Source organism: Pseudoalteromonas atlantica (assembly GCA_007988745.1).
Lineage (GTDB): Bacteria > Pseudomonadota > Gammaproteobacteria > Enterobacterales > Alteromonadaceae > Pseudoalteromonas > Pseudoalteromonas atlantica.
Window position 1 is genome coordinate 1 of the sequence record BJUT01000058.1, and the last position, 23,191, is coordinate 23,191.

The following is a 23,191-nucleotide window of genomic DNA, read 5'->3' on the forward strand; positions in this document are numbered from 1 at the left end:
CCAAACACACTGCTGCAAATTCAACCATCAAATACCAACACGCCCTACTAATATGCGTGATTTTATTACCCTTGATGTAAGCCACACGGGAATGCGCTACAACCAACAAGTAATACAACACACACTTTATTTTTTGCAAACAGGTGCATTTTTCCCCCCAACACAAAGAACCACGGCCCATTATTAACCACCTAACTGCGGCTAATTTTAGGTAAAAAAAAAGCAAGCCATGTGGCTTGCTTTTTAGTGCCCGTTCAAAGGCTACACACTCTCAACATACTTTTTAAAAACGGTAACTTGCACCCAGTGTAATACGACGGTCAGTTAAACCTTGGAAACACAATAGTGCGCTTTCGTTTACACATGATTGGCTAATTTCAGATTCAGTAATATTTACTGCCTCTAAGCCAATATTAAGTTGCTCGTTCACATCGTAACTAATACTTGCATTAAGCTGGCCACGGTCTTCTTGTACCACTGGGAAACCCCAAGGGAAGCTAGACGTACTACCAAAGTCATTTGAACGATACCCTTCACGCCACGTGTAACGCATACGTGCTGATAGGCCAAATTTTTCGTAGTACAGCGTAAAGTTATACGCGTTTTCAGAAAGGTTAAGTAAGCCTTGAATTTCACTTACTTCAATACCTGGCGTACCGGTGGTTGCTGCAAATACATTACTTGCTCTTGAGGTTGCTGAATTTTCGGTTTCACCACCTGAGAACTCTTGAATTGTATAGTTAGCTAATACACCAAAGCCAGATGCCCACCCTAGGTCTTTTTCAAAGCCTGATAGGTCATATTGAAAGGCAAACTCAATCCCTTTTTGGGTAGTTTCACCACTATCGTTTACTTTTGTTTCTGTGCCAACACATACGCCACGGCCATTCTCAGGGCCAAATACATTTATATCTGCAATGGGGTTAAATATACCGCCACCTTCACATGGGTCTGTTAAGTCGCGATACCCTGTTACAGGGTCTTCAACTGGCGAGGTTAACTGATTTACGTGTAAGTCTTTACGTGTTTTATGAAAAATACCTACGCTAAATACACTTGCCTCTGCAAAATACCACTCTGCCGATAAATCGTAAGACAGTACTTCTTCAGGTTTCAGTGCTGGGTTACCAAATTCAACTTCGTCATTTGGACTTGTGCTGTAAGTAATAGACGTTGATAGGTCGTTATAATCAGGGCGACGAATATCTTTACCAACACCAAAGCGCACAAGTACGTCTTCTGATACATCAGCGACAAGGTTTAAACGAGGTAAAATAAAGTCATAGTCAGATTCATTGGTAATACGCGTTACCAGTTCATTACCACTACCATCTTGAGTAACTGAGTTGCCCGTAGACTCTACGTCTGTTTGAATGTAACGTACACCAATGTTACCGCGCACCATTTCGTACTCAAAGTTAGCTTGTGCATATAGCGCATGGGTGGTTTCTTCTATATCAAAAAAACCTGCAGAACTTGAAGTAGGTGCATTTAATGTTTTGCTTGAACCGTGCGCAGTCATCGCTGCTTGTAATGTGGCAAGTACCGCATCAGGGTCTGAGGCCACAAGCTCTGGATCAATAAGTAAAAAGTCGCCTATGTATAACGAGCGGCCATCAGCTTCGTTAAAGTTATCTGGGCCTGCCACTAATAAGTCGGCAAATAAATCACCCGACGGGCTATCAGCCATGGTTCTTAAACCAATGCTTGAGGTAATTTCGTTTTGTTTGCTTTGTGATTTACTGTAGCGGTAACCAAAATCAATAGAGGTTACAATTGAGTCTGTGTAATAGGTTGAATCAATACGGAACGCATCTTCAGAGTTTTCAACGGTATCTTGACCAATATTTACATCACGTAGCACTACATTTGCAGGGTCTAGTAGTTGTTCAACCGTTGGTGCGTACTCTGCCCCCTCTGCAATACCAAATGCCAATGCGCCACCTGATAAGTCATACTCAAACGGCACACTATTATCATTACCGCCACCAGCATCTAATGGCACATTAGGGTTAATAAAGTTAAGCGTTGTATTAAAGCTAGGCGTAGTTGTATCTGAAGATGATGATGCAATTTCAGCACTAACAAACCACTTATCGCCTTGCCATTCGCCACCGAGTCTAAAAATATTACTATCGGTAACACGCGAGTTTGTATCACTTGAAAAACGAAGGTTAGGATCGTCATCATCGTTTTCTAAATTAACCGGAATGACACCGCGTAAGGCCGCTTGAATAGACCCAAGGTTGGTACCGCCAAGTGAGCCTAAGTTTACGGTTTCAAATTCATCAGGAACCGAAATATCATTAAGCGCACTTACACCAGAAGCCTGTACACGAGAGCTTTCTTGGCGACGTTCTTGATCGTTAACCACAGCATCAAAATAAAACTTTGTGTTGTCGTTTGGCGCCCATTCAATGGTACCTACAAAGTTTTTAGTTTCGTATTCGTAGTTATCGTAATCTTGTACAAAAAATTGAATCGGTAAAAAGTCAAAAGACTGAGCGCTGGCTACACCGCTATCTGCAGTGATAATGTTATCTCTATCTGCACGCGGGCGAAACGCCGTTACATCTTGCTCTGCGTAGCTGCCGCTCACTAACACACCAAATTTACCGTAATCACCTTCCCAGTTATCAGCAAAAGTTCCCGAAAAACGTGGTTGCAAACCGCTATCAGTGCTTAAGCTACTGTGCTCACCTTGCACTCTAATAGTGGCTAGCTGCTCACCTAAATGCAGTGGGCGAATCGTTTTAAGGTTAATAGTACCGCCTACAGAGCCCTCTATTGTTTTCGCTTCAGGCGACTTTATTACCTCTAAGCTTGAAATAATTGACGCTGATACATCTTCAAAGCTAATACCACTTCGACCAGAGCCTGAGCCCACCGTTGATACACCGTTAATTTCGGTACGGTTAGCATCGGTACCACGAATTTGTACACCTGTGCCTACACCCGCTTGACGTGTAATTTGAATACCCGTTACGTTTTCTAATACTTCAGCGAGGTTTTGATCGGGTAATTTACCAATATCTTCTGACTGAATAATTTCAACTAGGCTATCTGCAGAGCGTTTTTCAGCAAGTGCATTAGTAAGTGATTGACGAATGCCAGATACTTCGATGATCTCTACATCATCTTCTTCAATTGGCTTGGCTTCCTGTGCGTGTGTGGACATAGAAAGGTTTAATGCTGTGGCAGATATAACTGCTAGCGTAATTTTTGATAACTTGTGATTCATAGTTTTTCCTGTGTGTGTCAGTGCTATGTGTAACTCGCTATATATTTTTTATTAAACGCCTTACCATTTATCTAAATGGTTAACTTAATATTTACAGCAAAAGCACCAAAGGTCAACCTATTGGTAAACCATTTTTTGTAAAAAAAGCAAAATCTGTCATTACCAATAAAAGCCAATTCGGCATGACAAAAATACTTTTATTACTGACCATAATATAACCACTTGTATTTAATGTGCTTTTAAATCTAAATTAAGGTTAAATAACACACAAAAACAGATTGAAACCTCCTCAACCTGACTGATATATTTTTTTTATATATACAGCGCTATTTTTATATTTAGCCGCTTTTACCGAATTAATTGGTCAACCAAGATAAAGATAGTAGACTTTTGACTAACTAATTCGCTTGCCAATAACGCAGCGTTACTAACACTGAGTTTAGTAATGCTGCGCTTTAGGTAAAAAGGTTTAACCAAGATTTAGTTAAGAAAGTGCGCCGCGATTCAAAAAGCTTAGGGTTAATAGCCCACACGCATATACAAAAAAACCCAATTAGCGGCATACGCTAATTGGGTTTTAAAGTGGGGATCACTGGTTATTGTGTTATAGCTTAAAGCTCATTCCTAAGAATAAACGTGGGCCGTAATCGTTTACTTCACCTAGGTTATCTTCCACAAAGAAGTCTTGTGACTTAGGTGCGCTAAACAAGTTAATGGCTTCAGCTTTAACTCTAAAGTGCTCGTTAATTTTATACGATGCACGCATTTCCCATACACCTACGGCATCAACATAACGTAAGCGGGTACCATTACTGGTATATGGTTGGAAGTATTCACTACGGTATTTATAAATAATGGCCGTATCAAAGTCACCAATTTGGTAATACAGTTGGCTGCTAAATACATGCTCTGAGAAGCCCGGCACCGAACCAGGTTCAATAATACCGGCAGTTAATTGAGTAGTATTGCCATCTAGGTCGGTAACGTATGTATCGCCATATAGGCTATCTTCAAACTCAAAGTCAGTATCTGCAAAGTTATAGCCAAATTTGACACCAATACCATTATCCCAACGGTACGAGAACGATGCTTCTAAACCCAGTATATCGCTATCATTATCGGTTGTTACCGAATTTGTCACTGGTAGTGATACTGTTTCACCGCCAACCACATAGTCTTCAATCACAGTTTGTTGCTGGAAGCCACCTTGGAACTGTTTGTAGTATAGGCTTAGTGCTAAAATAGAATCTTCATTAGGGTACCATTCAAAGGCTAAGTCGTAGTTCCATGAAATTAATGGTTGAGTATCAGGGTTACCTGAACCATCTACGGTTAATAAGTCAGAAAGCGATAGCGCAACAGATTGATCGTCTGTTACAAAGTCGCGATCATAGCCTAAATCAGATGGGTCAGCACGTGACATACCACGGTAAATACCCGCACGCAGTAAAATGTCTTCACTGTAATCAACTACTAAGTTAAAGCTTGGTAAATATTTAGTATAACCACCGCCGCTTTCGGTTCTTTCTAGTGAATCCCCTGCATCAAGGGTTACAGCGCCTGTAGTTTCATCTACATCTACAGTGTAATTTGTTCTAAAGCCTACCGAGGTTACATCAGTATCAACAATACGCAGGCCGAAGTTACCACGAATAAACTTACCAAATACTTCGGTGTCGTAGTTTGCCATTAAGTACACTGAGGTGCTTTTTTCAGTAACATCTATGGTACCGGCATTTTCGTACTCAACATCAGGGTAACCAAATTCACCTGTATAATCAGTGTCTGTAGCCGCTACAGCTTGAGAGAAACACACGTTATCGTAGGTCGCCCACGAAGAACCTGTCCCAGAGCTTATTACATTACCGCTACTATCTACATTTGTTACTAAGTTGCCATCCGATACGCTAGATAAAAAATCAGATTCTGGGAAGTCAATTTGACAGCCCTGAAGTATCTCTAATGCTGAGTCATCGCCTATCGTGTACTCAGTACGAGACCCATTACCTTGGCTACCACCAAACTGTATAAAGCTTAGTTCAGAGGCTCTAATACCCCCTTCAATACTGGTAAATATATCGCCCTCTAACGCGTAGTCAAAATCAATACGCGCCGATTTAACTACGTTTTCGCGAACATTTTCACGGTCTAAACGTGTACGTAAGCTATCTGTAAAGTTAGAAATATCAGTTACATCAAAGTCCGTTAACGTGAAGTGAGGAATTTCATCGCCCATATCCCAGCTAAACAAATTACGGTCTGCGGTTCTACCACGGTTAGAAATTTGTAGCTCTTCACGCTCAGTTTTTGAATACGCTAAATCAAGATTTACAGTAAGGCGGTCGGTTACCGTGTGCTCAATATTAATACCATAACCTTGGTAGTTTTCTTCACGTGAGAATTGCTCGCCCGCCGATTCAATACGTTCTTCACCTTCCCAATGTAAAATTCCGCCTACATCGTTAGTAACAAGCGTTGGGCCTGTTAAACCAGGTGTTGCGCGTTTTTGTAAAAAAATTAAATCGTGGCGTGCTTCTCTTTGTGTTCTGTCAGAGGTTTGTGCATCAAAGTTAACATCCCACTCAGACGACGGCTGGTATTGCATTGCAATAAATACTGCATCACGCTCATCTGAGGTTTCATTTTGACGATAGCTGCGGCTACTGCCTGTCCATGCGTAAGGAGTACCATCGCTTTCGGCTTTGCCTGTTTCTGGGTCGATGTTTGTTTGATAACCTTGATTGTTACTGCCATTTACTTGGTCTTCACAATCACCTGCGCTGCTTCTGTAAAAGCCTTCATTCGTATTAGTTGGGTCATTTAAACATGCCCAAAGTGAAGAGCCCGATGGGCTTGAGCTTCTGTACTCTGCTTCTGGTTGGCTAATATCTTGGCGCTGCACACCAAAAGACACACCCACTGCTTGGCCATCGGCAAACTCAAATTGGTCAACATAACTAAACGTACCACGATAGCCTGTATCACTTTGCAGTGAGTTTTCTACATTACTTTCATCTGGGTTGTAATTTAGTTTAACTTCGCCTTGTACGCGTTGCTTGCCGTAATCTAGCGGGGCAATCGTTTCAAGTGCAATCACACCGGCTACGCCACCTTCAATCATTGAAGCATCTTGGGTTTTGTAAATAGCGACCTTTTTTACAAGCTCTGATGGAAACTGTGAAAAGTTAACCGAGCGATCACCACTACCATTAGTAGCTTCACGGCCATTAATATGGGTTGCGCTTAAAAATGGGCCTAAACCACGAATGGTGATTTCGGTAGCGCCCCCGTTTTCACGGTGAGATGCGGCACCGGTAATCGACTCAAGCGCTTCACCAATTGACAGCGCGGGTAAATCACCAATATCTTCTGCAGATAAACCATCGACAACTGTTGTTGCCTCACGCTTAATTGCAATTTGATCTTGTATGGTTCTACGAGTACCTGTAACGCTGATGATTTCTACATCTTGCTCTACTTCAGTCACTTTTTCTTGGGCTTCTTGCTGAGCAAAAGCATTAAATGACAATGAACCTGCCATACCTGCAAGTAAACTAGCTCTAATTAACTTAGCAGCAGGTGAAAGTGCAAAATGATTACAAACAGAGCTGTTTGTAGAATGTTGACGTCTTCGATCCATTTTTAACGACATGCCGCGTTCTCCTTTATCATTGTGTGTGTTGTGCGTAGTTTGCTATTTTTATAAGTATTAATAATGTGCAGTGTGGGCTTATTCATCTTGTGCCACCCACGTAGAGCCTGCACCTACATCAGTGCTTTGGATGTAGTATAAGTTTCTTGCACCTGCTAAGGCTTGTGCTCCATTTGAGTCAGTCTCAAGCAGCGTACTTGTAGCAGTGACAAACTCTGGGATTTCTTTACCATTTGCTTCTGGGTTTTGGTCAATAGCGCCATCGGTGTCGTATTCACCATTGCCATTTTCGTTTCTAATATCAACCCAAAGGTCGCTCGCATCGCCCGACTCATAACTGTCACTAAAGCCAAAGCTGTTAGAGAACAGTGATTCAGTATGGTTAATTAGGTCACAGTCGTATTCAAAAGAGTGATCGCTCGACAGCTCGTTAGGGTAAAAGAAACCATAAACAAGCGCGCTGCTTTCAATGGTGTCTTCATCAGTTTGATCGCCCACCCCATTAGCATTTAAATTACCGTTGAAGTTAATTTCAAACGCATTTTTAGTTAAACCATACAGTACAGGGGCATTTTCTGCGGTAAGCTCATCACAATCTCCAACAGGTGCCTTTGAACCTATTTCTGTACTAAATACAAATGGTTGCTGTGAGTTAAGTACCGTATTGTTTGTCACATTAAGGGTAAAGTCGCCTGCGCCATCAAGCACAGCTTGGTTACCTCCATTTGGCACCCCGCCATCAGCTTGTGAAAATGGGTTAGCGGTAAATACAATACCACCGGCTTCTTTATTACCTGAACGAATACCAGCGATGTAGTTATTGCTTACAGTGTGACCTAAAGGCGTAACTAGCACGCCCGCAGGACGATCGCTTGAACTTGCAATATCAGTGGTACGAATAATAATGTTGTCTGATACCGTATTAAATCCACCATCTTCAAGCGAAATAGCGCCATTAGGATTTAAAATGGTATTGCCTTTAATCGTCGCGCCAGAGGTTTGTACGCGCATTAAACGTCGGCCTGTAACAAAGTTTTCTACTCGGTTATATTGAATAGTAAAGTTTGCATCATCAGCCGAGCCTGTACCTGTTGTACTACCTGCGTTAATTAAGTGAAGACTAGAGTTACCAAAATTTGGGTTGCTGCTGGTACCTGTGAAAAGGTTATATTGAATAACGTGGTTAGTGCTCGATGAAGACATTTTTATCACCGAACCATTTTCTGCTTTATCGCGGTTGGCAAAGGTATTACGCTCAACCATTGCGGCGTCACCTTTAAGCATTAACCAATGGTAGGTAGAATTATTTAACGTCTCTGCTTCACCATCGATAGTATTTTGTGTAAATGTGAAGTTGTCACCCTCAGAATAAATAACGGCATCTTCTTCGGTTTCACAAAAGCCACCCGATTTAGTATCAATATTTTTAAATGTGAGTCCTTCAATACCCGCGCCATCAACCCCACTGGCTACATGAATACAAAGCTCGCCACTAATTACCGGGCTTTGTCCTTCAACAGCTTTAAGTGTTGCTGCGCTAGTTAGCAAAATGGCATCAAGATCGGCATATACACCGGTATTTAAACCAAGCACATCGCCATCACCAAGCCCTGCATTAATAGCACCTAATAGCGCACCCGCATCGCTTATCACTTGCGTGTACACTACTGTATCGGCGGCACCGGTAATTGTGCTTGAAAAGCCATCGTTATCGGTATAACTCGCAGTGACCGATATAATCGCGCCAGCTTGATTAGTTGGCGTAAATGTTTTGCTGTTGGTATCGGCAATTGCTACGCCATCAGCAAGCCAAGTGTAGGTAACGTTTTGCTCATCTACGCCGTTGTTATCGCTAATTTCAGCGATTAATTCGCTAGTCACTAAATAAGGCGCAGCCCCTGAGATGGTGATACTACCCGCTTCATCTACAGCCTCTGCAGAAACAGCAATGGTTGCCTCAGAAAGGTTGTCTTCGGTAAAACCGTGATCGTCCGTGTAGGTAACCTGCACGGTAATAAATTGCCCTAATAATGACTCATCTACAACGTAAGTGCTTTGCGTGGCACCACTAATTGCAACCTCATCAGCAAACCATTGGTAAGTAATTGTGCCGCTTGCGCCATCTTCATCTGTTATTTCGGCTGTAAGTGTATTACCCACCGTAGGTGTACCAACAATAGCCACCGACCCTTCTGAATTTGCACGCTCTACTGGCGCTGTGGCAGTTGATGTAGCTGACTCTGCAAAGCCTCTGTTATCTTCAAATGCTGCATTTACAGTTATAACTTTACCTAGTTGCGATTCGGTAATAGTGTAGGTTGCTAAGGTTTCATCGGCAATTTCAACATCATCTGCAAACCATGTATATGCTACAAGCGCCGGATCAAAACCATTTTCATCCGCTACATTAGCACTTAGTTCATTACCTATAATTGCATCACCGTTAATTTCTACCGTGGCCGCAAAAGGAATAGCTGACACTTCATCGGTGGGCTCACTTAAATGTGACTCATTAACACCGCTGTCATCTGTATAAAGTGCTTGTGCTGTAATTGCAAAACCAATTTGCTCATCTGTTAATGTAAAAGTTGCGTCATTAGCGCCACTTATAACTTGTCCGTCGGCGTACCAGTAGTAGCTTACTTCGCCAGAAATACCATCGGCATCATTTACGCTGGTCGACAATGTTTCGCCCGTTAACGCTGTGCCTGATAGAGCAATAGAGCCCAATGTGTTGTTATTATTATTTGAATCCGTGTCACAACCTATAATGGCAGCTGCAACAGCACATAATGCAAAATGTTTTAATTTCATCATGGCTCTATTCTCCTTAATTGTGTGGTTTAGTATTTAGCAGGTGTTATGTGTGATTTACCAAATACCCAGTGTGTTATTACCAAATTATTTTATTTTTACGCTTCATTGTTAACCAACTTGGTAATATAAGCATAATAAAAACACTTTTACCACTATATTCGTTCAAAATTCATCATATTTTATTAACTGAAAGTTAACTTACGTTTATGCCTAATAACGCAGCGTTATTACCAATATTAATTTCACGAATAGATAAACAAACAACCTTTATGAACAATTGGTTTTACCGAAAGAATTACTCTGTATTAGTACGTAACGCGATAAGCACATAAAGAATGGAGGGGTGGAAAGCACAGGCGTAAAGCTTTAGCTGTAATAGCCTATAGGTATGAATTTTTGATGTGTATATAAAATAACGTAGCCACTGCGTTTAACTCACTATTGTCAGCAGTGGCATACGTTTTATTTAAAAGGCGTAAGGGCACAATAACCGCCCTTTTGTACTGAGGCCTTAGTCAGGTTTAATAAACCGTAGAATTAAAATAAGTCACAGGTTCACTAGAGCCTAAAATAACAGGCACACGCTGATGCAGCTCATCGGGCTGAATATCTAAAATACGCATACCTTTAGAGGTGGCTATACCGCCTGCGTTTTCAGTGAGCATTGCCAGTGGGTTAGCTTCGTAAAGTAAGCGTATTTTACCGTTTTCATTACCCGCGCGCGTATCTTGCGGGTACATAAATACCCCGCCACGGCATAAAATTCGGTGCACATCACCAACCATGGCTGCATTATACCGGATAGAGCTTTTAGCAAACTCTTCTGATGTATACAGTAATTTATCAAAGTAAACTTGTGTTGCTTCATCCCAGTATCGGTAATTTGCCATATTAACCGAGAACTCACGGCTTTTACTCGGTACTGCAAGCTCTGGTTTTGTAAGCAAAAAGCCACCGTGGGTTAAATCGTGTGTATAACAGCGGGTTGGCCCACCTGTACTCATTACTAGTAACGACGATGGCCCATACAGCACGTAGCCTGCACAAACCTGATTAGTACCGGGTTGATTAAATTGCTCATCACTATCGTAGGGCACATCTACCTTTGCTGGGTAAATGGTAAAAATAGTGCCTATTTGCCCGTTAACATCAATGTTTGATGACCCATCAAGGGGATCAAATGCCACAATATATTTTCCATCAGGGTGGGCGCCTACTGCATTATCTTCTTCTTCAGATGCCACTGTTTTTACAAGATCGTCATCAATTAAGGTATCTTTTAACAGTTGATTGGCAATGACATCTAACTTTTTTTGCACCTCGCCCTGGATATTTTCGTTAAGGGTAGAGCCTAAAACACCCGCAAGCTCACCTTGGCTTACTCTAAACGCTATTTCTTTTGTGGTTGCTAATAGCGTGCGAATTAACATGATAAGGTCGGTTTCAACCCCATCTTGCTTTAATACTTTATTCAGTCTTTTCATGCGCTATACCTGTTCACACAATTAAGGTCGTCAAAACATTGGATCAGGCGAGCCACCATATGCTGCTCCGACTGGCGTAACCACACACGTGGATCATAGTATTTTTTATTGGGTTTATCTTCGCCATCAGGGTTACCAATTTGGCCTTGCAAGTAGTCTTGTTTTTCTTGGTAGTAGTTTAATACCCCGTTCCAACTCGCCCATTGGGTGTCGGTATCAATGTTCATTTTTACCACCCCGTAGGTTAGCGACTCAGCAATTTTACTGTGCTCAGAGCCACTCCCACCGTGAAATACAAAATTAATAGCGTTATGCTCTAAATTAAATTTGTCAGCTACATAGGCTTGGGAGTCGCGTAATATGGTAGGTGTTAATACTACATTGCCAGGCTTGTATACGCCGTGAACGTTACCAAAAGAAGCAGCAATGATAAAATTAGGGCTTATTTTACTAAGTCGCTCATAGGCGTAGGCTACATCTTCTGGTTGAGTGTAAAGCGCAGAGCTGTCGAGGTGCGAGTTATCAACCCCGTCTTCTTCTCCGCCGGTACATCCGAGCTCTATTTCAAGTGTCATGCCTATTTTTGCCATGCGCGCTAAATAACGCTCACAAATTTCTATATTTTCTTCCAGTGGCTCTTCTGACAGGTCTATCATGTGCGATGAAAAAAGCGGCTTGCCTGTTTGTGCAAAATACTTTTCGCCTTCATCTAATAAACCATCAATCCAGGGCAGTAGTTTTTTTGCTGCGTGATCTGTGTGCAGCATGACAGCAACGCCATAGTGCTTCGCCACGTTATGCACATACTGTGCAGCACTTATTGCCCCAACAACGGCAGATTGCTGGCCCTCTAGTGCTAAACCTTTACCACAAAAAAACTGCGCTCCCCCATTAGATAGTTGAATAATGACCGGCGACTTCATTTTTTTTGCGGCCTCTAAGGTGGCATTAATTGACGATGTGCTCACCACGTTTACAGCAGGCAATGCATACTGATGCGTTCGTGCGTGTTTATACACTTCGCTTACTTCATCGCCAACAACAACGCCTGGTGCAATGGTTGGGGCTAAATAATTCATTTTTTGCTCCTTGCTATTTTAAAGCCTCGATACAAGAGTCTGTAATGGCTTGCCAATTACCCTGCGCTACCCATTCTTTTTTAGCAACCCAGGTACCGCCTACTGCAAATACATTGTTTAACGACAAGTAATCCATTTTATTTTTTTCGCTTACACCGCCAGTCGGGCAAAAGCTCACTGCACGAAATACAGATGAGACAGCAGAGACAAACGGCGCACCACCAGCAAGTGAAGCAGGAAAGAGTTTTTGCTCTTCAAAACCATACTCAAGCGCCATTAATATATCGCCGGTATTTGATACACCTGGCAATACTGGCACGTTACACTTAACCAGCTCACTTAATAGTGTAGGCGATACAGCGGGAGTAACTATAAAATCTGAGCCTGCTTCTAGCGCTTGCTTTAAAATTGTTTCGTTAATAACGGTGCCTGCGCCCACTTTTAGCTGTGGAACCTGTTCTTTAATGGCTTTAAGCGCATCAATTGATGCATCTGTTCTAAGAACAACTTCTACCAAAGTTAGGCCTGCCTCTGCCATTGCTTTAGCAATGTTTACACCTTGCTCTGGCGTGTCTGCTTGAATTATAGGTAGCAGAGTTTGCCCTGCCATTAGTTCAGAAAAGCGAGTCATGCGTTATTTCCCTTATTTTTAAATAATCGTGCTACTTTGTGTTATAAATTGAGTAAATTAGCCAGTTAGAGACCTGATTTAGCCATGGCTTGTTGAAAAACATCTTTTGGTGCAATAGCACCGGGTTGCTGAATAACAGCGCCGGCAGCCTGCGCGCCCAGCTTAACCGCTTCGCTAATTGGGCGCCCATCTAAGCGCGCTCCTAAATATACACCGTTAAAGGCATCGCCTGCGGAGGTTGTATCAACAACGTTTTTAACCGGCGTAATACTGTGGCTTTGCACTGTATTAGCCTCTTTTGTAACGACCGAATCGGGGCCGTTTTTTACTATAATTTCGTTAATGTTGTACGGAGCCAAATAATCAATTACCGCTTCTACACTTTGCACGTTGTAAAGCGTTTCTAAGTCTTCAACGCCGGGTAACGTAATATCGGCTAGGCTAAATGCACTATGGTATTGCGCTTTAGTTTGCTCAACGTTATCCCAAAGTCGCGCACGGTAATTTGGGTCAAATACTATTTTTACACCCGCGGCTTTAAGTTGCTTTACTATGTCCCAAAACTGCGCTCTTGCTTGCTCTTCTATTACGGCTAAAGAAATACCCGAAAAGAAAAACATATCACCCGATGACAGCTGCTTAACGAGCTCAGGGCTGATAAATTCAACCACCTTTTTGGCTGCTGAATCATCCCGCCAGTAAATAAAACTGCGCTCGCCTTGCTCGTCCGTTTCTATGTAATACATACCTGGGACTTTACTGTTATGAGCAAATACATAATCTGTATTTAATTGCTCACTTGCAAAACGCTCACGCATTTTTTTACTTAAGTTATCCTCCCCTAAAGCGGTAATAACTGAGGTGGTGATTTGTGGGAAACAACGCTTTAAGTAAACAGCCGAATTGTATACGTCACCTGCAAATGACTGATGCAATGTAGAGGGAACAGTCGCTCTTAACTCAATCATGCACTCGCCAATAAAGTAAATATTTTTCATTATTATCACTTACCTTAGGTAGTAAATGGCTGTAAGAAACACAGCCATTGCCAACAAATTAGTTAGGTTTTTTCAATGGTTCAATTTTTGGAATTAAAATCCATACAGCTGCCATTGCAATAATCGCTAAAGACGCGCCTATCACAAACGCCGGTGTATAATTACCGTCCGCTGTTAAAATAGGTACCAATGACGTAAGGCCTACAGCACCTAATTTAGCGGCCATGCCAGAGAAGCCCGACAACGTACCTACCGCTTTTTTACCCAGTAAGTCGCTTGGTAAGGTTTGCACGTTACCAATGGCGGTTTGAAAACCAAATAAAATAACAGCCATAATAAGTACCGCAATTACTGGCTCCCCAGGGTTTGCCATTGCAAGCAGCGCCGGCAACATAATTAAACACCCTAATGTGATGGTCAGCTTACGTGTTTTATCGGTATTCCAGCCTGCTTTGAGGCGGTTTTGGGCAAGTAAGCCACCAAACCAAGCACCAAACATAGCGCCTACATACGGAACCCAGCCATAAATACCAATCGCTTTAACATCCATGCCATACACTTCGTTTAAGTAAATTGGTATCCAAAAAACAAATAACCACCAAATAGGGTCGATAGCTGCAGAGGCTATAATTACACCCCAGCTTTGCTTTCGAGAGAGTAACTCGCCTGTAGACGGGTTATATTCTTCTTCGTCATCGCTTGTTACATCGCCGTTATCATCAACGCGTCTTTGTCCGGTAAGAATGTACTCACGCTCTTCTTCACTTATCCAAGGGTGAGAGCCTGGAGGCGCTTTTACCAATATAATCCAAGGAACTAACCATAAAAAACCTAAGGCACCAACAAATACAAACACCATTTGCCAGCTAAAATACACGGTTAAATAAGCAATAAGCGGGATAGCAATAATGCCACCAATGGCTGCGCCAGAATTAAATATACCTTGCGCTAAAGCACGCTCTTTAGTTGGAAACCACTCGGCATTACCTTTAGCTGCACCGGGCCAGTTACCAGCTTCGGCTACACCTAAAATTGCACGGAAAATACTTAAGCTAAGCACCCCTTGTGCAAAAGCATGGGCAACAGTGGCTAATGACCACACACCAATTGAAAGCACAAAACCTAAACGCGTGCCAACCCAGTCAAAAATTTTGCCAAAAATAGCCTGGCCAAATGCATAAGCAAATACGAATACTATAGAAATATTAGCGTAAATTTGTTTACGCTCTAACGCAGATTCATCAGGGAACATCTCTTCCACAATGTCTGGCCATAAAACGCTAAGCGCTTGACGGTCTATGTAGTTAATAATGGTAGCAAGTGCAATTAGCACTATAACCCACCAGCGTAAGCCTTGAATTTTCATAGGTTATTCCTCAAGAAAGTCTTCGCGAGCTGGGCTAAAGGTATCAATCAGTATACCGCCAGTTGGGCACGTTGCACCGTGATCAGCAAAAGGAGGAATAAAACAGCTATCACCCGCTTTTAAGATTTTAGTTACGCCATCAATGTTAAAGTGAAATTCACCCTCAACCACATACGTTACTTGCGAGTGCCTGTGTGCATGGTTATAACCAATAGCCCCTTCTGAGAACCAAATTTTCACGGCCATTAGCTCTTCGTTATAGCCAAGCATTTGGCGTTTTAAGCCATTACCTAAATCTTCAATCTCGGTTTCGTTACCAAATGAAAAGTGTGCACTTTGCTTTTGCATCCTGTTTACTCCTGATTATTCTTCATCGCATAAACGCCAAGGCGGCCATTTAAGGTGAATGCTTTATTTTGATATGTGAATGTGTGTTTAGCTGCTTTATCGGCTTTGTTGATAGCAACCAAATAGGTATTATTTTTTACTTTAACTTCAATTAGGTCTAAGTGCTCTTGCGCGTCATACTTAAGTGACGATACACGGCTCACAGCCTCTAGGGTATATTCTTTACTTGGGTTGTATTCACCGTGAGGCTCAAGTACTGAAATAAATTTATGCTGTTTTTTACCTTCTACACGGCGAATGTAGCCATTTTCGTTACGAAGATTAAAGTGTGGATCGTTTGCCCCTATTTGCGTAAATAAGAAAGACTCATCCCCTTTTACTAGGCTAGTTTGTGTATAAAAACGGCCGTTGTCGTTTAACCACGTTACCTTTGCTAGGCCTTCATCTGGTTGCGCCTGTGCTTTTAACCATAAATGTTGATAGCCATTTTTATCATCCAGCGCAGCTAAGCTTTTGGTGTTACCAAGTAACTCAAAGCTGGTATCAATTAATTGGCCTTTGTAATGCAGTGGTAAATCAATTTTATGGGAGGAATCTGCAGTCACATTAAAAATATCAACTGCAAGCGTGCTTTCAAGCATAGGTAAATTAATTAATGCTAAGGTGCGTTCAAGCTCAACACCTTTGTAAGCGGTGCTTATTTGCCCACTTGACACCGTTCCGTATTGGTTTGTTTCAAAGAAATTAAGCGTAGGATGATTGTTATTACCCACTTTAACATTTGCATTAAAATGCGAGGTTTCATCAATCACAACCGTATTGTGTGCCACGGTATGTTTTGCGTAAGTTTCGTTTTCTGGTAGGTAACGGCCGCCGTATTTAGCCTCAACATTTAAAAAACGTGCAGCGCCATAATCAGACACAATTTCATTGCCATGATCGTAAAACTGCCAAGTTAATTTATCAAAATGTCCATGCCCTAAACCCTGTGCGGCAGGTTTAAATAAAAGTGCTTGGTCGCCACCAGTTTGCGTACGCATTACTACCAACGCCCCTTGCTCGCCATCGTTACCATCGCCAAACGCTACCGATTTAAATTCATAAGGGGTTTGCTTATTTTTATCCAGTGCTTGAGCCACTTTTAGGCCATCGCCAGATAGTATTATTTGATTTTGCTTTTTGGCTATATCTAAGTAACCAGTATCGTGTGTTAAACCATAAGCGGCTGTTACACCGTGTACCAGCTCTATTGTGTCTATACCTTTACTTTTAATTGCATCGTTTATCGGGAAAAACAAACCGTTATAGCTTAGCTGAATAGTAGTATCAATGGCTTTAAGTAATATGCCATCGCGATATTCAAAAATGTCTCGCTGCGGTTCGTTGTTTTCAATTGCTTTAGCAAAGGTAACAAACGGAAGTAGTGCAAAGCGTTGATAATAAGGACCTTCGTTGTAATAGCCTTGTGGCGAAAACAGCATGTCTAGCTGCTTAATAAAGCCACCCTCGCCCGATTTATCTAAATCGTAAAGAGACTTTTCGACCCACTCAGATTCATCTAACACATACCCTGCCATGCCTACACCGGCTGTAGCCCACGTACCATGGTTATGTACCTTATTAAAGGTTGATGGCTGGCCTTGTGATAAAAATAACGATACTGGACGCAGTAAGTCATTTTCAATGGTTTTAATATTAGCGGCGCTTAACGCATCATGCACTAAATCGTATGCTTGAATGGTATAAACAAGCCACATGGCCTCATTAAGGCTTTGCCAAAATAGTTTACCTGGGTTTTGCGACTTAACTTTGCGCTTAGGGTGTACATCAAGTGTTGGGTATAATTTGGCATACTCAAGCAACATATCACGTACGTAATGAGCGTATTTATCATCTTGGCTTAGCTGATAAATAACACCGGCGTTATACATAAGCTGATAATTTTTTTTGTGTCGTTCGTGGGTATACCCTCCCCCACCGTCTTTTGGTACAGGCACTGTTATAGGGCTTTTAATTTGCTCATCTACTTGTGCTTTAAGCGCTGCAAATGCGTTGGCAAACTTACCCTGTTCATTGTTGCTAATTGCTTGGCGCATTTGCTGTACATCATCATTGGTTATTACCAAATTTGGATGCGCTGCGTAGGCGTTTATCGATAAAACTAAGGCACTTACAGTAACACCCAGCGTTTTAAATAATGACTTATTTTGGGTTAAATTCATCATTGTTAGTTCACCTTATTTAAAACGTTGTTATTTTTAATCGTTGCCGTGTGCGGGCCCGCTACACGTAACTCTTTTACGCTTGGCGCTTGAGTTGCATCAAAGGTGTTATCTGTAATGGCTGTTATTGGCTCACCAACCGTGTGCTCAATTTTAATCGGTGCCGTTTTTTCAAATACGTTGCTTGCAATATTTGTTACTTGTACACCGTGCGCATACACACTCGCTTGCGCCTTGTTGCGCTTACCTAAACCTACTTTAGTTAGGGTGTTATTGGTCATTAATAAATGCGGACCAAAGGTGCTTTCATCACTTCCACCTCGGTATAACTTAACGACTCCACCGGCTACCTCATTAAAGGTATTGCTTTTAAGTGTTACATACTCTGCGTTATAAATACCTAAGTCTTCTATTTCGGTATCAAGACGTAAAATATCGCCAGTCACATTTTTAAAGGTGTTATTTACTAACGTGATTTCATCTGCCATCGCCCCTTTACCCGTTACAAAAAAGTGAAATGAGTGATTAATATCAAGATTAGTTAATTGTGAGTTGTGTATTTCAAAGCGGTAGTTATCAACCATGCCCCACTTTTTAGTACGTACCACACTATTATTAATAGCATCAGGTGCGTTTTCACCCGAAATAACTAAACCATCTAGCTTTAAGCTACCGCCATCATGAATTTCGAATAAGGTGGAGCGTTGGTAGGTCAGCTTAGCTTTGCCAGTATGTTTAGCCTTAAGGGTAAGCACTTTTGTTATTTTAACGAGTTTAGAAACATCGTATTGACCATCTGCAAGCTCTAATACATCACCCGTTTGGGCTGCATTGATTGCGTTAAGTAAGGCATCAGCAGTTGCTTTAACCTGGTGAGTTTTACCCGTATCAAATGCCACAACTTGCTCTGTTTTTGGATACCAGCTAACGCCGGTATCGGCCTTTTTTAGCACCTTTAAACCGCGTTTAGCACCTGCACTAATTTTGCTTGATTCAGGATACAGTAAACCGTTACTAGCTCTGGTTAGTGTTACATTTTGCTGTTTAACACCGTAATTTAACTCTTTTAATACCTGGGTATTAGCTACATTTTTACTAAATTTAATACCGCTTACATCATCAAAGGTTGTAAAAGGCTGCTCGCCATTTTGATTAATAATAAGGTTATTTTTCATTACGCTATTAATTGGTGCAGCGCTACGCTCGCTATCGCTACCTGCGCCAAGTTGTATATGACGCACATTTACATAGGTATTGTTTTCAATTGTCGCGTTTTCTACCTGATGGTAGCGATTTATTGGTGAGTTAGGTACGCCGTTCATAACCGTAAAACCACTGCCAAAACGGTAGCCTGTTAAACCTTCTAAGTAGTTATTTTTTACTGTTTGGTTTTTATTAATTATGCGAATGCCACCTGTGTGATCTACACCGTTACCAAAAAAAACGTTCTCTTCTATAATATTGCCATTACCATGGCGCAGCGTTAGTGTGCCGCGAGATTCAAAAAACACATTATTGCGGATTTGGTTTTTCCCTGATTTAACCGAGATTATTTCTACTTCGCCGTTAGTACGTTCAAAGTAGTTGTTTTCAACTACGGTAAATGAATCACTTAATGAATAGTGGCTAGTACCAATGCGTAGTGTTTCACCGCCGTTAGATCCAAAAGTAGGACGATAGCCAAAGAAGTTATGATCAATTTGATGGTGGTTTTGTCGGCTTTGCTCACTATTAAGCCTTACTGCAACCGTAACGCCTTTGTTACGTTTACCTACTAAGTGGCTGTGATCAAAACGATTGTGTTTACCATATAGAGCCACCCAATAGTCTGATTCTCGTTTATCGGGGTTATTGTAGTTATCGATAACGACTTGTGTTACGCGGGAGTGAGTAGCAAGCTCATCTTTATTTTTACGAAATTCAATAACGGCTGAGCTAGGCGTATAACCATTTTTAAATACAAGCCCTGACACTTCTAAATACGAACCCGCCAGTCTTAAATTAGATTGCCCTGATAAAATAACGTTACCCTTGGTTTGCGCTGTAAGCTTTATAGGGGCGTTTTTGGTTCCTTGGCCTTGTAATAAAATTTCGAAATTAGACCACGTACCGTCTTTGAGAGTTATTTTATCGCCGGCAACGAGTTTGTCGGAGATTTCTTGAAAAGCTTGTTTAGTGTCTACAAAATAATCTTTGGCTGCCAATTGTGTGGATGTGCACCCAATAAGAACTAGGCTAAGCTTTATTATATTAATTAAACGCATAGATAACTCTTTTTCAGTGTGACCGGAAGTAATGCCTTATCAATAGTAATGCTGCACTCATTGCACAAAGCAGGTTAAATCTAGCCAATTGATGTTGTGTGTGTTTTGGTGCTTTAACTACGTTAAAGCACCCAATGTTGTCGGTATTACTTTTCTAGAGTTTTAAAGTAATCAAAAATTTCTGGTACGTTGCCTTGCCCCATACCTGCATCAAATGCCGCTTGTAAGTTAGCAGATGACCCTTCAGCAATTTTTGATTCAGTCCCAAGGTCTGAAACCATTTGTAGGAAGTAGCCTAAATCTTTGTTTGCATTGGCAATTGAAAAACCAAGGTCGCTTACATTGTCTACCGCGTAGTTTTTACAAAATTGCATAAATGGAGAGCTAGAAGGCCCTGTCGACATAATGTCAAATAGTTGCTGGCGGTCTACACCGGCTTTGTCTGCTACAGCAAACGCTTGTGACATAGCACATACCGTGGTCATACCCATAAAGTTATTGATTAACTTAGTTGTATGCCCTGCGCCTAGCTCACCTAGGTGAAATACGTTTTCGCCTTGATCTTCAAGTACAGGTTTAACTTTATTGAAGGTGTCAATATCGCCCGCTGCCATAATATTTAATAGGCCGTCTTTAGCATGGGCTGGAGTACGCCCTAGTGGTGCGTCAATCATGCCTGCGCCTTTAGCGGCTAGATCAGCACCAATTTTTTTAGTAGATGAAGGAATTGATGTACCAAAATCAATTAATACCGCGCCTTCTTTAATACCCGCTAAAATGCCATCTTCTGCGTACACAATTTTTTCAACAACTGCTGATGTTGTTAAACAAAACATAATTATGTCTGCACCTTGTGCAAGCTCTTTTGCAGTGCTTGCTGTTTTTGCGCCTCTGCTAACGCATGCAGCAACCGCATCTTTGTTTAAATCCATAACAATAAGCTCATAGCCTTTGTTTTGTAAGTTTTCGGCCATATTGCCGCCCATTAAGCCAAGGCCGATAAAACCGATTACTGGTTTAGACATGAATAACTCCTAAATATGATGGCGCGTGCTTTTATGAGTACGAGTAATGATTTACCCCATAAATAGGTACGCTGTGTCGTTTAATTCAATTTGCTAAAGTAACCCTGAGCATGTTCGTTTGAATAAGTAACCCGCCGCGTTATTACCATTTGAGCGAATAAAAACAGAGTGATTACACGCTGTATATTGTTGACCGATTACGTATTTATTTCGTTATGCTTAGCATTGCTTTGATTATTTATTAATACCTTGGAGAAGCTAAAACCAAGCAACTTACCAATTGGTATGCAAAAACTGTATTACCATACACCAATCTTGTCAACCAATAAGTTAACTTTGTAAACCAAGGTAATTTACAATTTATTTCAAATCAACAAAATAACAATAATAAACAACTAGTTATAGGTAGTATGGAAATCAAATTAATTCCACTCACTTTTCCCTTCTTTGGTTAGAGCTTAATAAAAAATAGGTTGACCAATAAGTGCAACAACTTTATAAACTCGTATAAATAGCGTGGCTATAATTACATTGTGCACTAACCCATTGTTGGTAAAACCACTAATTTAGTGTGCTAATATTATGGCAATCCGTGGTTGTAAATGCCTAGCCTTGCCCACATTTAGCTTAAATTGCCCGAACTCAGGTTAAGAAGTTTACTTACGTATTAAATCGTACTGATATTTTAATTTATTTCACAAGCCGAGGTTTTCAGTGAAGGCAAAGCCACTTGCGCGGCAATAGCTAGGCTTATTGCAAGTAAATTTGACGCAATGAGTGCGCAAATAGCTGGTTAATATAAACTTATTGTTCACAGTTGAGGTAAAATAAGCCCCTAGGTATATGGCAGGCTCTGGCCTTTGCAATGCGGTTATGGATACTCCATAAAGACGCTATGCTCCACACCTATTTAAATTTAAACTCACAGAGGTAACCTAAATGCGTTTATTACACACAATGTTGCGTGTAGCCGACTTAGAAAAGTCACTTTCTTTTTATACACAGATTTTAGGAATGAAAGAATTACGCCGTTCTGACAACGAAGAGTATCGTTATACATTAGCTTTTGTAGGGTATGGTGAAGAGGATAGTAATACTGTGTTAGAGCTTACTTATAATTGGGATGAAAATAGCTACGATCTTGGTAATGCATATGGCCATATAGCTATTGAATTTGACGATATATACAAGGCATGTGACGACATAAAGGCCGCTGGTGGAAACGTCAGTCGAGAACCGGGGCCAGTAAAAGGTGGCACAACAGAAATTGCTTTTGTGAAAGACCCTGATGGCTATTCAATTGAGCTTATTCAGAAAAAGAAAAACAAAGCTCACTAGGGAATAAAATTTATCAAAAAGGTGCCTAGTCGCACCTTTACCTTAGTTGGCTATCTTTACTTGCTCGGCGGTTTACGCCAGCAACGCCTTTGCCTTTAGCCTCAAGCTCGCTTTGACACGCCACACAGTGCCTAACACCTGGCAGCGCTAACCTGCGTGCCTGTGGTATTTCACAATCACACTCATCACAGAATTCAGCACTCGCGCCTGAGATTAAATTTTGCCTTGCATATTGCACTGCATCGTTAACACTTGCATCGATTTGATCTTGAATTGCGCCATCACGCGCCCAACCACTTGCCATAATTAACTCCTAATAATAAGAAATTAAGCTAAAAGGTTAGCAGCACAGCGCTTTATAAATGCTGAATATTTTGTACAGGCTTTATTGATTGAGCTATTTAAAGGATGAATAAATATGGTTAAGAGTAATTTGAAATTTAGTTGTGCTATCCATTTTATCTACACATGCAGTTATAAGTATGTATTTTTAACGCAGCTAGCAAAAAATTTATCACTGTAAATGAATAATTATTATTGCGGATCGGTCTTGAAAACCAAAGAAATTATACGTAGGTGATTATTAATTAAATAGATAGGTTTTTAGATATTGAAGAAAATTAAAAGTGTAAAACTAAAATTTTAACGGATAAGCGGTAGAAATTAATGCACTGGATAGCGCTGAGGAAGTTATAGATTTATACACTACTAAAATAGTAAGTGGCA

At 41.2% G+C, this 23,191-nt stretch carries 14 protein-coding genes and 1 pseudogene; 2 read left to right on the forward strand and 13 right to left on the reverse strand.

The window, feature by feature from the left end:
• A pseudogene (locus PAT01_RS20275) lies at positions 1-187 on the forward strand (hypothetical protein); the annotation flags it as partial.
• 96 nt (positions 188-283) lie between these two features.
• Here the strand turns inward: PAT01_RS20275 and PAT01_RS17290 are convergent.
• From PAT01_RS17290 to PAT01_RS17345, 12 genes are all read right to left on the reverse strand, one after another.
• A complete protein-coding gene (locus PAT01_RS17290) occupies positions 284-3,241 on the reverse strand; it encodes a TonB-dependent receptor (RefSeq protein WP_154945889.1) in 2,958 nt (985 codons plus the stop codon).
• 604 nt (positions 3,242-3,845) lie between these two features.
• Positions 3,846-6,893: a TonB-dependent receptor gene (locus PAT01_RS17295; protein ID WP_154945890.1), complete on the reverse strand. Its 3,048-nt coding sequence runs from the start codon at positions 6,891-6,893 to the stop codon at positions 3,846-3,848.
• A gap of 78 nt (positions 6,894-6,971) precedes the next feature.
• Positions 6,972-9,707: a poly(beta-D-mannuronate) lyase gene (locus tag PAT01_RS17300; RefSeq protein WP_154945895.1), complete on the reverse strand. Its 2,736-nt coding sequence runs from the start codon at positions 9,705-9,707 to the stop codon at positions 6,972-6,974.
• 524 nt (positions 9,708-10,231) lie between these two features.
• Positions 10,232-11,194, reverse strand: coding sequence for a class 1 fructose-bisphosphatase (locus PAT01_RS17305; protein WP_154945891.1), 963 nt, complete (start codon positions 11,192-11,194; stop codon positions 10,232-10,234).
• Positions 11,191-12,273: a class II fructose-bisphosphate aldolase gene (gene fbaA / locus PAT01_RS17310; protein WP_154945892.1), complete on the reverse strand. Its 1,083-nt coding sequence runs from the start codon at positions 12,271-12,273 to the stop codon at positions 11,191-11,193. Before fbaA ends, PAT01_RS17305 begins: the two co-directional genes overlap by 4 nt.
• A gap of 13 nt (positions 12,274-12,286) precedes the next feature.
• Positions 12,287-12,904 (reverse strand): bifunctional 4-hydroxy-2-oxoglutarate aldolase/2-dehydro-3-deoxy-phosphogluconate aldolase, encoded by a 618-nt coding sequence (gene eda, locus PAT01_RS17315; RefSeq protein WP_055020383.1) that lies wholly within the window; start codon positions 12,902-12,904, stop codon positions 12,287-12,289.
• Positions 12,905-12,969: 65 nt separating this feature from the next.
• Positions 12,970-13,902, reverse strand: coding sequence for a sugar kinase (locus PAT01_RS17320; protein ID WP_154945893.1), 933 nt, complete (start codon positions 13,900-13,902; stop codon positions 12,970-12,972).
• 58 nt (positions 13,903-13,960) lie between these two features.
• Positions 13,961-15,268, reverse strand: a complete 1,308-nt coding sequence (locus tag PAT01_RS17325) for an MFS transporter (RefSeq protein WP_024034157.1) — start codon at positions 15,266-15,268, stop codon at positions 13,961-13,963.
• Positions 15,269-15,271: 3 nt separating this feature from the next.
• Positions 15,272-15,616 (reverse strand): cupin domain-containing protein, encoded by a 345-nt coding sequence (locus tag PAT01_RS17330; RefSeq protein ID WP_004589273.1) that lies wholly within the window; start codon positions 15,614-15,616, stop codon positions 15,272-15,274.
• Between the two features lie 5 nt (positions 15,617-15,621).
• Positions 15,622-17,841, reverse strand: a complete 2,220-nt coding sequence (locus tag PAT01_RS17335) for a heparinase II/III domain-containing protein (protein ID WP_404821059.1) — start codon at positions 17,839-17,841, stop codon at positions 15,622-15,624.
• Positions 17,842-17,843: 2 nt separating this feature from the next.
• Positions 17,844-20,102 (reverse strand): chondroitinase-B domain-containing protein, encoded by a 2,259-nt coding sequence (locus PAT01_RS17340; RefSeq protein ID WP_154945894.1) that lies wholly within the window; start codon positions 20,100-20,102, stop codon positions 17,844-17,846.
• A gap of 146 nt (positions 20,103-20,248) precedes the next feature.
• Positions 20,249-21,127 carry an NAD(P)-dependent oxidoreductase gene (locus PAT01_RS17345; protein ID WP_024034160.1) on the reverse strand — a complete coding sequence of 293 codons (879 nt, stop codon included), beginning with the start codon at positions 21,125-21,127 and terminating at the stop codon, positions 20,249-20,251.
• Positions 21,128-22,066: 939 nt separating this feature from the next.
• On the opposite strand from PAT01_RS17345, the gene gloA reads away from it, so the two are divergent.
• Positions 22,067-22,465, forward strand: coding sequence for a lactoylglutathione lyase (gene gloA / locus PAT01_RS17350; protein ID WP_004589277.1), 399 nt, complete (start codon positions 22,067-22,069; stop codon positions 22,463-22,465).
• Between the two features lie 37 nt (positions 22,466-22,502).
• On the opposite strand, the gene PAT01_RS17355 is transcribed toward gloA, so the two are convergent.
• The gene (locus tag PAT01_RS17355; protein ID WP_024034161.1) at positions 22,503-22,769 is read right to left on the reverse strand and encodes a DksA/TraR family C4-type zinc finger protein; all 267 of its coding nucleotides are present in this window, start codon (positions 22,767-22,769) and stop codon (positions 22,503-22,505) included.
• Between the last annotated feature and the right edge of the window lie 422 nt (positions 22,770-23,191).

Excerpts from the sequence above, each read along its gene's own strand:
- PAT01_RS17290 (WP_154945889.1), bottom strand. The coding sequence starts at position 3,241 with ATGAATCACAAGTTATCAAAAATTACGCTAGCAGTTATATCTGCCACA.
- PAT01_RS17295 (WP_154945890.1), bottom strand. The coding sequence starts at position 6,893 with ATGTCGTTAAAAATGGATCGAAGACGTCAACATTCTACAAACAGCTCT.
- PAT01_RS17300 (WP_154945895.1), bottom strand. The coding sequence starts at position 9,707 with ATGAAATTAAAACATTTTGCATTATGTGCTGTTGCAGCTGCCATTATA.
- PAT01_RS17305 (WP_154945891.1), bottom strand. The coding sequence starts at position 11,194 with ATGAAAAGACTGAATAAAGTATTAAAGCAAGATGGGGTTGAAACCGAC.
- fbaA (WP_154945892.1), bottom strand. The coding sequence starts at position 12,273 with ATGAATTATTTAGCCCCAACCATTGCACCAGGCGTTGTTGTTGGCGAT.
- eda (WP_055020383.1), bottom strand. The coding sequence starts at position 12,904 with ATGACTCGCTTTTCTGAACTAATGGCAGGGCAAACTCTGCTACCTATA.
- PAT01_RS17320 (WP_154945893.1), bottom strand. The coding sequence starts at position 13,902 with ATGAAAAATATTTACTTTATTGGCGAGTGCATGATTGAGTTAAGAGCG.
- PAT01_RS17325 (WP_024034157.1), bottom strand. The coding sequence starts at position 15,268 with ATGAAAATTCAAGGCTTACGCTGGTGGGTTATAGTGCTAATTGCACTT.
- PAT01_RS17330 (WP_004589273.1), bottom strand. The coding sequence starts at position 15,616 with ATGCAAAAGCAAAGTGCACACTTTTCATTTGGTAACGAAACCGAGATT.
- PAT01_RS17335 (WP_404821059.1), bottom strand. The coding sequence starts at position 17,841 with ATGATGAATTTAACCCAAAATAAGTCATTATTTAAAACGCTGGGTGTT.
- PAT01_RS17340 (WP_154945894.1), bottom strand. The coding sequence starts at position 20,102 with ATGCGTTTAATTAATATAATAAAGCTTAGCCTAGTTCTTATTGGGTGC.
- PAT01_RS17345 (WP_024034160.1), bottom strand. The coding sequence starts at position 21,127 with ATGTCTAAACCAGTAATCGGTTTTATCGGCCTTGGCTTAATGGGCGGC.
- gloA (WP_004589277.1), top strand. The coding sequence starts at position 22,067 with ATGCGTTTATTACACACAATGTTGCGTGTAGCCGACTTAGAAAAGTCA.
- PAT01_RS17355 (WP_024034161.1), bottom strand. The coding sequence starts at position 22,769 with ATGGCAAGTGGTTGGGCGCGTGATGGCGCAATTCAAGATCAAATCGAT.